The following is a 13,949-nucleotide window of genomic DNA, read 5'->3' as shown; positions in this document are numbered from 1 at the left end:
AAATGAAAAAGAACATATACGACAGAACATGTTTTCTTCTGTTTTGCTGCCTTGCCGCGGTTGCATTCTTAATGTCTGGTTGTGAAAAGGACGAAGTATCCCCGCCCGTTATCAGCGAAATACGGAATTATGCCGCATCGCCCGGCGACACCATCGTGCAAACATTGGAAGCCGGGCAATGGGTAGTGGTGCTCGGGCAAAACCTGGAAGATGTTTCACAGGTCTATTTCGGTAGTATCCCCGCAACCATTAACCATACCTTACTTACTGCTCAAAGCATTGTGGTACAGGTGCCCGCGATCCCCTTTGACTCTGTGGCCAGAGATAAGATCAATATCGTTACTGTGGTGAATGGCAGTGGCTCGGCTTCATTCACAATCAATATCACCGGTGCGCCTATGATTTCGCGGGTTAGAAATTACGCTGCCGCCCCCAGGGATACTGTTACCAATACCATCGTTCCGGGCCAGACGATCAACATCGTTGGATATAATCTCAAAAACGCGACTAAAATAGCATTCCAGGGTCTGGACGCTAATTTGGCGGGAGCTGTCTACACCGATTCGAGTGTGATCGTAAAGGTTCCGGCTAATTTCACCGGAGCCGATCCTTTGCTGGCGAACAAAATCACTTATGCCACAGCAGTCGACACAATCAATTATTCCATCCGAATTTTTGACCCCGCTATCCTGGAATACTACAAAGACCCCTTGTTTACATTGCTTGCCGGCGGAATAGGTAAAGAAAAAACCTGGGTGCTCGATCTGGACGCGAAGGGTGGTTCAGCCAAATTCAAAGGCCCATTGTACTTCTCCGGTGTCGATTATGGCTGGGATAATCAGTGTACCAAAACAGGAGGGGATTGCTGGCTGTATGATGCGAATTATGAAAGCTGGATGGGTGCGGTTCAGGACTACGGCACGATGACATTCGCCATCAAAGCCGGTTCGGCCGAGCCTGTTGTAAAGGTTGTCCAAAAAGGGATAACCAGGAGCGGGACTTTCCTGGGCAGCTACTTTTTTGATATCAAGACAAAAACGATCTCGTTCATTGACGCCGTCCCGCTTAATATGGGCAGGGATCAGGTTTGGTCCAAAGCATATGTTATCAGCCTGAAAGAGGACAGGATGCAGCTCGCTTTCAAGGATCCGAATAAGGCAGAATTGGCTATTCATAACTATGTCCGTAAGTAATAAATGACCGCATGGGTCAGCAGCGGCTAAGGCGCTCTTTGAACAGAGAAAACAAACCAATCAGAAGATTTTAAAAATGATAAAACCAGTACTTCACCAGGTAAAAATGTGCCTGGTCAGTGCATTCTTGTGCAGTATTTCGATTAAGGGATTTGCACAAAATGTAACTATTTCGGTGAATGCCACACAGGACAAGCGCCTGATATCTCCCAACATCTATGGGAAAAATGATTTTCTTGACCACTCCGTGCAATTCTACAAAGATGCAGGGCTGCGCTTCGCGCGGATGAACGGAGGTAATAATGCATCGGCTTATAACTGGCGTGCAAAGCTTGCGGTCCACCCTGACTGGTACAACAACGTATATCCGGCCGACTGGGACGGATTAGCACAAAAAATCAATACCACCTTTCCCGACATGCAGGGTATGTTTGCCTTTCAGCTGCTGGGTAGAGTTGCATCCAGTGGAAGTAACAACTTCAACGATTGGGCTTTCAACCAGTCCCAATACTGGTCGGGGGTTGGGCAGAACCTAGCCGGTGGGGGGCAAGTCAACACAAGTGGCGGAAGTCAGGCGCTCGTTGATGGAAACATTGATCTGTTCAGTAAGCCCTGGCCAGCCGACTCTTCGGTGGCGATCCTTGATCACTGGTTTGGTACGGGTGGTTTAGGACTTAACAAAACCCAATTCCGCTATTGGAGCATGGACAACGAGGTAGACATCTGGAATGGTACGCACGATTGGGCGATGCCGACCTTGATATCGGCCTCTGCCTTTATGGATCGCTACATTGAACTGGCGAAGAAGGCGAAAGCGATCGATCCCAATGTCAAGATCTGTGGCCCTGTCACCACCTCGGAATGGCAATGGTACAGGTGGTCCAATGAAAGTATATGGATCGACGGCAGGTACTATCCCTGGATGGAGTATTTTATCAAACGCCTCGGAGACGAGTACAAAGCGACCGGAGTCAAACTGGTAGATGTGCTGGATATTCATAACTACCCATGGTACAATGGTGATGATGCCGCCGCCTTGCAGGGCCACCGGATCTACTACGATCAGACTTATGACTACCCGGGTTCAAACGGCATAAGGACAATGAATGGCGGGTGGGATACCTCCATTACCAAACAATACATTTTCAAGCGTATCGACGACTGGCTGACAGAGCATTTTGGCCCTAATCACGGCATAACGCCCGGCGTAAGCGAATGGGGCACCATGTCCGGTAGCAATCCAAGCCTGGAGTCCGTTATTTACGCTTCCCATCTGGGTACTTTTGCAAATCATGGCGTCGAAGTGTTTGCACCATGGAACTGGTCTGTTGGCATGTGGGAAACGCTGCACCTGTTCAGCCGAAACGCCAAAAAGTATAGTGTAGCCAGTACTTCTTCCCTTGATAATACGGTTTCTGCGTATTCCTCGGTCACAGAAAACGCCGACTCACTGACAGTGATGCTGGTTAACCGTGATATGAATGCTCCCCGCACCGTTACAGTCAATCTAAGCAATTTTACTATTGCCAATGGAAACTACAAAACATTGCAATTGGCATCGCTGCCGGCAACGGAGACATTTGTGTCGCACACACAGAATGCCTTGCAGGAAGGCACAGCAGCGGTAAATTCAAATTCTTTGACTATAACCGTTCCCGCACTGTCTACGACGGCCATTTTGCTGGCTAACCAAACCACCTTACCGGTTACATTGATCAATTTTTCGGGAAAGGCTTCATCTGAGGGGAATGTATTGCTATGGAGCACGGCCGAGGAAGTAAACAACCAGGGATTTGAAATTGAAAGAAGTTTGAATGGTGTAAGGTTTGAAAAAATCGGTTTCGTACCAGGTAAAATTAGCGCGTCGGCCAGGGTTGACTATCAGTTTGTTGATAAACAACCGCTTGCGAATGGTTACTACCGGTTGAAACAGCTGGATATTGATCAAAGCTATACATTTTCGAAAAGTATTAATGTGAAAAATGAATCCGGAATCAAGGGTGAGGTGTACCCGAACCCGGTCAGCGGGGTGTTGCATTTTGATGTGCCTGCTGCCAAAAGGCGATTGATCGTCCGCAATATGGCAGGCGTGGTGGTGGATGACAAAGTGGATTTTTCGGCGAGTAGCTATGAAACCGCTCATCTTCCCAAAGGGCTATACCTGATCTCACTGGGGTCCTACACATTTAAAGTAGTGATAGAATAAGTAAGAGGAAGTACACAATTAAAAATTACCAGATTAACCATAAACTGTAACCAGTTAAATGAAAAGTACCACCAACAGACGTACGGCTTTGAAAAATGTCGTCGCCGGAGCTTTGAGCTTGCCGCTATCGATGACCAACCTCATAGCTGCTTCCCAAAAAGCGTTGGGCCCGAAACTCAACGGAAAAATCAATCACTCGGTTTGCCGCTGGTGCTATGGCAAAATTCCCTTGGAAACGCTTGCATTGGAAGCAAAGAAAATAGGACTTACTTCCATAGAACTTTGCGGACAGCAGGAATGGCCGGTGCTGAAACAATATGGTCTGACGTGCGCGCTTCCATGGGGAGAGGGGCTCACCAGAAGCCTGGACAGAGGGTTTAATGACCCCCAGAATCATGAGGAGCTCATCAAGGGTTTTACCGATATCATTCCGAAGGTACAGGCAGCGGGGTACAATCAGATCATTTGTTTTTCCGGCAACCGCCGTGGTATGAGCGATGCAGATGGTATGATGAATTGTGCGGTCGCACTGCGCAAATTGATGCCGCTTGCTGAAAAACATAACGTTACGCTGGTGATGGAACTGCTCAATAGCAAAGTAGATCATAAGGATTATATGTGTGACCGTACACAATGGGGCGCGGGGCTGTGTGAGATGGTTGGCTCAGAAAAATTCAAACTGCTTTATGATATCTACCATATGCAAATCATGGATGGCGACGTCATTGCCACCATCCGGAAATACCATAAGTACATCGCGCATTACCACACAGGAGGCGTTCCCGGCCGCCATGAAATCGATGATACGCAAGAGCTGAATTATCCCGCTATTATGAAGGCTATTGCCGATACGGGTTATACAGGCTTTGTTGGCCAGGAGTTCATCCCAAGCCGTAACGACGATCTCGCCTCTCTGAAACAAGGTGTTACCATTTGCGACATTGCCTGATACAGTTCGCAGGCTGTCAACAAACTTCAATTCCATCCGCTGGCCTTCACTCCGGCCAGCGGAATCCTGGTGAATGCATACCCTCCCCATAATTCAAAAAGGAAAGAGAAAGCAAACCAACTAAAAAAATCGAGATGGGAAAAAGAGTACTTTACCTGGCCAAAATGGCCCTGGGATGGGCATTGCTATGCTCAACGCTCACGGCCTTCGCACAGAACGTCACTATTTCAGTGAACGCGACTCAGAACAAGCGACTGATTTCACCTTACATTTACGGACGCAACGAAGGCTTTGACAAATCAGACCAGTTTTACAAAGATGCCGGGCTGCGCTTTGCGCGTATGAACGGGGGAAATAACGCATCCGCATATAACTGGCGCGCCAAGCTTGCGGTTCATCCCGACTGGTTTAACAATGTATACGGTGCGGATTGGGACGCTTCTGCACAAAAAATCAATAACAACTTTTCCAACATTCAGGGCATGTTTGCTTTTCAGCTACTGGGCAGAGTCGCATCCAGCGGGCAGAACAACTTCCCTGACTGGGATTACATGCAAGCCCACCCGGGTTGGAATGGTTACGGACAAAACCTAGCTGGTGGAGGAACACCCAATCCTAACGCCGCAGGTGCGGCCCTGGTTGAGGGGAACAAAGATTTATTCTCCAAGCCATGGCCCGCCGATTCCTCAGTGGCAATTCTGAATCGCTGGTTTGGAGCCAATGGTAAAGGGTTTAACCAAAACCGATTCCAGTATTGGAGCATGGATAACGAGGTGGATATCTGGAATGGCACGCATGACTGGGCAATGCCTACACAGATATCTGCCTCTGCTTTCATGGACCGCTATATAGAATTAGCCAAGAAGGCAAAGGCGATTAATCCGGGCATCAAACTTTGCGGGCCCGTTACAACTTCTGAATGGCAATGGTACAAGTGGTCTAATGAAAGTATATACATCAACGGTAGGTATTATCCCTGGATCGAGTACTTCATCAAACGCCTCGGTGATGAATATAAGGCAACTGGGATTAAACTGGTGGATGTGCTCGATATTCACAACTATCCATTTTATAACAATGATACAGAGGCCTTGCAGGGGCACCGGATCTACTACGATGAAACCTATGACTATCCGGGTTCAAACGGGATCAAGACCAGTACCGGCGGGTGGGATGCCTCCCTTACCAAACAATACATTTTCAAGCGTATAGATGGCTGGCTAACGGAGCATTTCGGCGCAAACCATGGCATTACACCCGGTGTTAGCGAATGGGGGACCATGTCCAGCAGCAACCCAAGCCTGGAATCGGTCATTTATGCTTCGCACCTGGGCACGTTTGCAAACAACGGTGTTGAACTGTTTTCACCATGGAACTGGTCTGTTGGCATGTGGGAAACACTACACCTGTTCAGCCGGAACGCGAAAAAATACAGTGTATCCAGCACTTCTTCCCTTGAGAATACGGTTTCTGCTTACTCGTCGGTGAATGAAAATGCAGACTCTCTGACGGTGATGCTAGTAAACCGTGACATGAGCGCTTCCCGTACGGTTACGATCAATCTGAGCAACTTCAATGTAGCCAACGGAAATTACCAAACGTTGCGTTTGGCCTCCCTACCGGCAACAGAGACGTTCGTGTCGCACACGCAAAATGCATTGCAACAAGGCACTGTTGCCGTGAATTCAAACTCGCTAACGGTCACGGTTCCGGCACTTTCCACGACGGCCATTCTCCTGAAAGCTCCGGCCAGTTCGTATGTCACGCTGGTCAACCGGGCTACCGGCCTGCTCATGGACGGGATGTATCGGTTCTCGGATGGTTCGCTGGCTGGCCAGTGGAATTCCAGCGGCAGTACAGCACAGCAATGGACTATTGAAGCGGCCGGAAGCTATGTTAAACTTAAAAACCGGGCTTCAGGCTTGTATCTGGACGGGAATGGAAGCTCGGTTAATGGCACGGCAGTTGTCCAAAAAGCCGGCAGCAGCAGTTTCAATCAGCAATGGACGCAGGAAGCCGCAGGCAGCTATGTCAAATTGAAAAACCGGGCGACCGGGCTGTACATCGACGGTTTGGGCCAATCACAGAATGGCGTGGACCTGGGCCAATGGCAGACAAGCAGCAGCTCAAACCAGCAGTGGTCGATAACCACGACGGCAAATTCCCAGAACGGAGCGCGTCGTTACCTGGTCGAGGAAAACGTCGCGACGCGAGAACCCGGTAGCCTAAAGATGAATGCTTATCCAAATCCTTTTGTCTCTAATTTCAAGCTTGATGTGCCGGATTCGGGTGAGCCGCTAGAAATTGTATTTTTCGACTCGGCTGGAAATGCAGTCGAAACGACCAAGCATTCAGGTAACGCCAAGACGGTGACGCTTGGCACTGCTTTGAAGCCAGGCTTATACATAGTTCACCTAAAAGGCTTAACCTGGTCAAAATCGATTAAAGTATTTAAGAAGTAAAAATTGCCAACATAGGCCGGTACGTTCATGAGCCTTTATGGCCACGTTATGATCGCACAACAGTCAACCCGGGGCCTCGATTCTTATTCGAGGTTCATTTAGATGTAGTAGTTAATTTTGGCCGAAGGATTCACTTCGGCCAATTTCTTTTAAGGCATTGACCCTGGCAGGCGATTACTTCTTTGCGAATTTGTCGATGCTGACCCTAATCTTCCTATCAGGCATCTCCTGGATTTCCATCAGGAATGTGATCTTACCAGCTATTCCTTCCACTTTAAGCGTCGCATGCCGCGGTTCAGCCGATGGGTCGTCAAATGAGGCATGGATCACCATTAATCCCTCGGTGTAAGGTGTCTTCCAGTTGCAGGTATCGGAAGTGATGGTTCCTATCATCACCTGATCGGCATTTCCGGGTTTAATAACGACTTTGGTTTTGCTTATTTCGATCGTGCTCGATTCGTCGACAGTTCTTTGCAAAACATCCGAGCCGTTCAGATATTCTGTTTTGGAAGCCGAGAGGATCACCTCTTCGCTGCATTGGGCGAAACTATGGAAATGTACAGCAAGCATCAGGACGGGCAATAGTAATAGATTTTTCATATTTCATGGCGGTTTTGATTTATGTAAATATATGCAATGCCATGTACTATTCAATACAAAGTACATGGCATTGCATATGTTTTGAGTGTACGGCATCACCGGCCTGCCACCATTGAATTAACTCGCTGTTGTACCAACGAACCGGACCAGTTTCAATGCGCGACAGGTTTTTAACGCACGGTGTTTTCCAAGAGAATAACTGATGGCCCGTCGGAAAGCCATTTTTTCCCCAGACCAGTTGTATCGCCCTGCGGTATCAGATATACGAATGAGCCGAGCACCAGATCGATGTCCCCGTCCGCATCGATATCACCCGCGTCCATGACTATCCATCTTCCTTTGAAAGATTGGGGGAATGAATAATTCTCAAATTTTAACTTTCCTTTATTTTCCAGGTAAATAAAACTTTCATAACCGCTGAAATGGCGCCGGGCCTTTCATTTAAAATCCTTTTTTGGTAACTACCCCTTCCACTGTTTTCATAACAGGCCAATTGCCCGGTTTCATTGCCAAATTTGCAGGCAACAACGTCTTCATGCCCGTCTTTATTCAAATCCCCATAAGCGACAAACACGGGACGTCGCAAATTGGCAATGGCCGTCGCGCCGGGCTGGTAGCCCTGTGTTAAGCCTCTTCTGACCAACCGATGCACGGCACCATGGGCATTATCAGTGGGAAAAACACCGTTTCCTATTGTCGTCAAAAATAGCGTATCTGATTTTTCATAAAACCCGATTGGTGTAGCACCTAGCCAAAACCGGGGTTTCCGGGTAAATACCGGCAGCGCGAACCACTTCGCCACCGGTTTTGGGGTCAAACAAACTGTCGGGTCTGATACCTCCACTGTAAATACCCATTCGGTGGCCCATAGCCGGAAGCACGTCCTGCCAGCTGCATTTTGGTAATAGTTCAGGGGTAACCAATCCGTGGCAGCGGCTGCAATGGGCGATCGCTAATTCTTTCCCCGAAAGATTGGAAGCAGGCAGACCTTTAAATTCTACTTTTTGATTTTGTTTTTTGGTATTGCAGCAGACCAACAGGGACATTACAAAGCAGAACAGGAGTGGTCGTCTCATACAAAAATCAAAATCGGGATGGCCAAGATAATATGCGCGGATTAATTTTGGCAGGGCGACCCTGGGCGGCCACAGACAAAATTGAATTGGCCGCCCAGGGTTGCTCGCCTTAGTTGTAACCCGGATTTTGTTTCAGTAATGGCGTACCGTTCACCACACTCATGTCGATCTGGTATTGAGGGATTGGGAAGTAGTTGTTTTTGCCTTCGAGGTATTTACCGCCGGCAAGATCGGTGGTAATCTTGGACTCGTAGCCGAAATAGGCATTAATTGCCGTACCGGCTTTTCCCCACCTGACCAAATCGAAGAAGCGGTGACCTTCCATTGCCAGTTCAATGCCGCGCTCGTAATAGATCGCATCTAGTACGCCGTCTTTGCCTTTGGCGGCAAGCGTGCCGGTTGGGTAGGGTTTGATCACGTAGTTTGCTGCCGGAGTGGCTGAGAAGCCGCCCAGTGGGTTGGAATCGTTAATATACTTGTACAACCAGCCGGCCTTATCCGCGGCGCGGTTTCTCACCTTGTTCACATACTCTTCGGCCTTTGCCAGACTCCCGCCATTTGCTTCGGCTTCGGCCGCCATCAGCAGTACGTCGGCGAAGCGGATCACCAGCACGTTGATCGCATTGCCGGGTGCCCAGGAGCTCAGGTCGGCGTAAAGGTCTTGTGTTTTCTGGCGGTGAATGTTCTTCTTAGGGGCATATGGCCCGCCGTAAGGCTGGTCTCGCACCCAGTTCATGCCCGGATAGATGCCCCAGTCGTGGTAAGGAATACCCCGGCGGCCGACGGTCCAGTCCAGGCGTGGGTCAAGGCTGCCCGCATCGGGGGTGAATGCGGTGGCCGAGGTAAGACCCATATCGTTTTTAACGGCGTGACTGTTGAAATCCACGTAGGGCAATCCATTTGCATCGGTGCGGTACATATTCACCAGCATTTGAGTCGGTTGGAAAAATCCGCAGCAACTGAATGGCGCGCCAGTGCCATAGGGGAAATTGAGCATTCCGCCCTGATTGGCATTGGTAATATCCAAAGTTCCGTCATTTGCAACCATCTGAATTGCAAAAACCGATTCTGCATTGTTTTTAGTGGCCGCGTCAAAGTTATCCTTAAAAGATACCAGCTCATACTTCAAGCCATTTGTGGTAACCCCACTGGTGATCACCTCACCGAACACTTTTTGAGCGTCGGCGTATTTTTTCTGATACAGAAAAGTTTTTCCCAGGTAAGCGCCTGCTGCCCATTTGTTGGCCCTGCCGACAAGGGTTTGCGTGGCAGGGAGCTGTTCGTAAGCTGCTTTGAAGTCTGCTTCGATCATCGGCCAGATGTCCTTGTCATTGGGCTGGTTAAAATCCGTAGTCGTTTCGTCGATCCAAGGCACCATATTCCACATTTTTTTCAACTCAAAATAGTAGTGACCCCTCAGAAACCGCGCCTGAGCTTCGATATTGGCTTTGTTTTCAGCCGAAACGTCGGTCGCCAGCGCGAGTACTTTAAGGACGGTGTTCGAGCGGGAAACACCTTCGTACAATGCTTTCCATTTACTATTAAAAAAGCCATTGTCGGCGCCAGTAGCGAATGTCGCAATGGCGCTGATGGGCGTCTGGTCACCGCCGTCGCTGCCTTTGTGCGCATCCCCTCCGGGAATCGCGCCGTAAACCCAGTTGTCGGGTGGGGACTCCCAGCCGCTGCCGCCGGTGAAGTCGCCCTGGCCGTCGAGCGCGGCATAGGCGCCGGTGAGCAGGCCGTCGATACCTTTGGCATTGGCAAGGACATTATCGCCTAAGGCGCCTTGTACAGGTTTATCCAGGAAGTCGTCCTGACAAGCCTGCAAAATTGTAAAACCGCCGATCCAGCAAAGAACGGCCATATATTTGATGAACTTCTTCATATCGCGTCGTTTTGAGATGGGTTAAAAAGTAAGGTTCAGGCCCACGGTGTATTGTCTGGATGACGGGTAGGAACCCTCGTCGATACCGAACACGGTCGGGTTGCCGCTGGCGTTCCGGCTTACCTCCGGATCGAGTCCCGAATATCCGGTAAGGGTGAACAGGTTGGTCGCTTGCAGGTACAGGCGGAATTGCTGGATCTTCACTTTCTTCATCAGCGAAGCAGGGAAAGTATAGCCGATTTGCAGGTTCTTTGCGCGCAGGTAGGAGCCGTCTTCCACAAAATAGGAGTTGGGTACATTAATGGTGCTGAAAGAGCTGCTGTTTTCCTGGATCGGGGCTTTGGCATGGTGGTTTTCGGGTGTCCACGAGTCGTACAATGCGGTTTTACTTTTAGCACCGGAGCGCGAGGAGTTGAAATCGCTCCACCACAGGGTCTGGTTCCAGAGCTGGTTACCCTGAACACCGTAGAGGAACAGGCTGAAATCGAAGCTTTTGTAGTTCAATGCCAGATTCAAACCGTAGCTAAAATCGGGGTTCGGGTTGCCGAGCACCTGGCGGTCGGCGGCCGTGATCTGGCCGTCGCCGTTGATGTTCTCGTAGCGGAAACGTCCTACCGAAGCGCCGTCCTGGAACACCGCATTGGGATCACCGGTTAGCCGTACGGCGTCGGCATTGGCCGTTGCAATCTCTTCCTGCGAATTCCAGAAGCCAATCACCTTGTAGCCGAAGAACTGGCCGATCGAATTGCCCACCTGGTTTCGAACGATAGATGCGCCGTCGAAGCCACGGCCTTCCAGATCAAAGTAGTTGGTGCTGTTGGTGACCTTCTTAATCTTGTTGTTATAGGTCGTCAGCGTCAGTGTCGCGTTCAATTTCAGGTCACGGGCAAGGTCGAATTTCGAATCGATTTGAAGGTCGATCCCCTTGTTTTTCATTTGTCCGATATTCACATAAGGTACCGAGCCGCCACCCGCTGTACCGATCAGCGCAGGGTTGAAAAGCAGATCTTTGATCTCTTTTACATAATAATCGGCGATTACGTCCAGCCTGCCCTTGAAGAAAGTCGCGTCGATACCGATGTTGGTGCTTACATTCTTTTCCCAAACAGCATTAGGGTTCCCGATCTGGCTTTTTTCGAAACCTTCCAAAGCGCCCGAACCGCTGGTGCCGCCCAGGTCATAGTAAGAGCTGCGGCGATTAGAGCTGTAAGTGGTAAATGCATTACCGGAAGTTACGTTGATCTGGTTACCCATGATGCCGTAGTTGGCACGTAGTTTCAGATCGTCGATCCAGCTGATGCCACGCATGAATTCCTCGCGCGAGATACGCCAGCCCGCGCTCACGGCCGGGAAGAAACCGTAACGCTCGTTGATGAACTTGGATGAGCCGTCCCTGCGGATGATCGCACCAAACAGGTATCTGTCATTATAGATGTAATCCAAACGGCCCAGCAGCGAGTACAATGCGTCGGCTGAGCGGCTACTGGAATTGGTGCGCGTGCCCGAGCCGGTGCCCAGGTTCATATAATTGGGGTCAAAGGAGAAATAACCCTGCGTGCTGCCGCCTAGCTCGTAATACTTGCCACTGTAAGCCTCGGTGCCGGCCGCTACGGTCAGATCGTGTTTGCCCATGGTTTTGTGGAAAGTCAGCAAGTTGGTCCATGTCCAGTTGAAGCCCGAGTAGGAGCCTTCCGAATATGTGTTGGTGTTGCTGTTTTCCTTGTTTTCGTAGCTTGGGAAGGCAAACGAGCTCCATCTGCCGGAATAGTTCTCGCCGCCAAAGCTGGTGCGGAATGTAAAGTATTTGAAAAGGTCGACCTCTGCAAAAACATTACCAAAAAGCCGGTTGTCCAGGCCTTTGTCGTAACGTGTGCGGTCGCGCATAGCCACAGGGTTGAAGGCGTCGCCCATACCCGAAGCACGACTGCCCGCGTAGTTGCCCATGATGTCGTGTACCGGCACGATCGGCTGCATACGGAAGGAGAATGCAATGGCTGAGCCGCCATCGGAAAGGCTGGTCTTGGGGTTGTCTGAAATCGAATAGGCCAGGTTTTCTCCGATCCGCACATGCTTGCCAACGTTGTACTGGCTGTTGGAGCGGAGCGTATAGCGTTTTAGGTAGGTGTTCGTTAGTGCACCCTGTTGGTTGAAATAATTCAACGAGAACAGATAATTACCTTGATCGCTGCCCCCACTGAGCGAAATATTATGGCTTGTAGAGGGTGCTGGTTTGAAAATCTCGTGAAACCAGTCAGTACCCTGTTTGTTGGCTTTTACGATCTGATTGAATGTATTGAAATCATCCACCGAAGTATAATTCGGGTTCACATAATACAGCGCCGGATTGGTGCCCGGGTCGCCTTCTTTGGCGCCGGCCGGTAAGATGTAATCCGGCAAAACCGGCGAAGTGCCATGACCGTATTGGTCATCGCCCACGGTCAGGCCGGAGTTCTTCTGTACTTGAAATTTGAGCTGAGCCTGTTCAAGCGGAGTGAGCGTGTTCCATACATTGCCCCCGGGAGGCGTTTGCACGCCAAACCACGCGCTGTAATTGACCTTGACCTTATCCTTGCCCTTTTTGGTAGTGATTATGATAACCCCATTTGCCGCCCGTGAACCGTAGATCGAGGCCGAACCTGCATCTTTCAACACCTGCATCGAAGCTATGTCGTTGGTGTTCAGGTCTGTGATCGAGGTTGTAGGTACCCCGTCGACGACATACAATGGTGAGTTGTTCCCAAATGTGTTCAGGCCTCGGATGCGGACCTGCGGGGTTTCACCAGGCTGCCCGGAGCTAAGGATCGTAACGCCCGAGGCACGCCCTTGCAGCTGGTTGGTAACCTGTCCGTCGGGAGTTTGCTTTAATTGCTCCACATCCACAACAGAGACCGCGCCGATAAGGTCCTTTTTGCGCTGCGCTCCGTAGCCGGTCACTACCAGCTCTGTCAAAGTGGAAACATCCGGTTTGAGGGAGACCTCCACGGTGCTGCGCGAGCCGACCATTACCTCCTGCGCGGTAAAACCGATAAAGCTGAATATCAGAATAGATTCGTCCCCGGGCACATCGATCGTGTAGTTACCCTCCACGTCGGTCATGGTCCCATCATTGGTGCCTTTCACGCGAATTGCCACAGATGGCAGCGCCTCGCCCTTCTCGTCGGTAACCTTACCTTTGACCGGTCGCGTCAGCGTTTGCGTTAACGGAGCAATTTCGCGTGTAATTTCCAGTTTTGGGCGTTCGGTAATGCCAATCATATTTCCCACCTGCCTGAATTCCAGGCCGGTTTGCTTCTCGATCATCTTCAATATGGCCGGCACAGGCTGGCCCAGGGCGTAAACAGTGACCTCGGGCGCTTTGCGCACCAGTTTCTCATCGAACGCAAACGTGAGACCGGTTTGCTGTTCGATCTGCCTGAGGACCGTCTTTACCCGGCTCTGCCTCACATCCATGCTCACATGCTGGGCCTCCGTAGGTCCGGCCGTCAGCAGAGCGGTTGTCAGGACATTAATACCCAGTATTAGCGTAGAAATGCGCATACATTTTTTGAACAAGGGGATTCCCTTATGGTAATAATTCA

The 13,949-nt window shown here is 50.1% G+C and carries 9 protein-coding genes; 4 read left to right on the top strand and 5 right to left on the bottom strand.

What is annotated here, in order from left to right; all coding sequences use genetic code 11:
- Nucleotides 1-2 precede the first annotated feature (2 nt).
- The 4 genes from ACTJJJ_RS28395 to ACTJJJ_RS28380 all read left to right on the top strand — a co-directional run bounded on the left by ACTJJJ_RS28395 (nt 3) and on the right by ACTJJJ_RS28380 (nt 6,810).
- On the top strand, nt 3-1,193 hold the full coding sequence (locus tag ACTJJJ_RS28395; protein WP_440703713.1) for a hypothetical protein: 1,191 nt from the start codon (nt 3-5) through the stop codon (nt 1,191-1,193).
- Nucleotides 1,194-1,269: 76 nt separating this feature from the next.
- On the top strand, nt 1,270-3,399 hold the full coding sequence (locus ACTJJJ_RS28390; RefSeq protein ID WP_426293889.1) for a glycoside hydrolase family 44 protein: 2,130 nt from the start codon (nt 1,270-1,272) through the stop codon (nt 3,397-3,399).
- A 58-nt stretch (nt 3,400-3,457) separates the two neighbouring features.
- Complete coding sequence (locus ACTJJJ_RS28385) at nt 3,458-4,348, top strand: hydroxypyruvate isomerase family protein (RefSeq protein WP_188928015.1); 891 nt, start codon at nt 3,458-3,460, stop codon at nt 4,346-4,348.
- 134 nt (nt 4,349-4,482) lie between these two features.
- The gene (locus tag ACTJJJ_RS28380) at nt 4,483-6,810 is read left to right on the top strand and encodes a glycoside hydrolase family 44 protein (protein ID WP_440703712.1); all 2,328 of its coding nucleotides are present in this window, start codon (nt 4,483-4,485) and stop codon (nt 6,808-6,810) included.
- Nucleotides 6,811-6,984: 174 nt separating this feature from the next.
- Here ACTJJJ_RS28380 and ACTJJJ_RS28375 read toward each other — a convergent pair whose 3' ends face one another.
- The 5 genes from ACTJJJ_RS28375 to ACTJJJ_RS28355 form a co-directional block, all read right to left on the bottom strand.
- Nucleotides 6,985-7,410, bottom strand: coding sequence for a hypothetical protein (locus ACTJJJ_RS28375; RefSeq protein ID WP_426293891.1), 426 nt, complete (start codon nt 7,408-7,410; stop codon nt 6,985-6,987).
- 170 nt (nt 7,411-7,580) lie between these two features.
- The gene (locus ACTJJJ_RS28370; protein ID WP_426293892.1) at nt 7,581-7,733 is read right to left on the bottom strand and encodes a hypothetical protein; all 153 of its coding nucleotides are present in this window, start codon (nt 7,731-7,733) and stop codon (nt 7,581-7,583) included.
- 399 nt (nt 7,734-8,132) lie between these two features.
- Entirely contained in the window at nt 8,133-8,486 is a 354-nt protein-coding gene (locus ACTJJJ_RS28365) for a hypothetical protein (protein ID WP_426293893.1), read from the bottom strand.
- Between the two features lie 109 nt (nt 8,487-8,595).
- Nucleotides 8,596-10,371 carry a RagB/SusD family nutrient uptake outer membrane protein gene (locus ACTJJJ_RS28360; RefSeq protein ID WP_426293894.1) on the bottom strand — a complete coding sequence of 592 codons (1,776 nt, stop codon included), beginning with the start codon at nt 10,369-10,371 and terminating at the stop codon, nt 8,596-8,598.
- A 21-nt stretch (nt 10,372-10,392) separates the two neighbouring features.
- Complete coding sequence (locus ACTJJJ_RS28355; protein WP_426293895.1) at nt 10,393-13,908, bottom strand: SusC/RagA family TonB-linked outer membrane protein; 3,516 nt, start codon at nt 13,906-13,908, stop codon at nt 10,393-10,395.
- Nucleotides 13,909-13,949 lie beyond the last annotated feature (41 nt).

Origin of the sequence: Dyadobacter sp. 22481, from assembly GCF_052044875.1 — a bacterium.
GTDB classification, from domain to species: domain Bacteria; phylum Bacteroidota; class Bacteroidia; order Cytophagales; family Spirosomataceae; genus Dyadobacter; species Dyadobacter endophyticus.
Note: the sequence above shows the minus strand (reverse complement) of the source record. Positions and strands in the feature narration are given on the sequence as shown.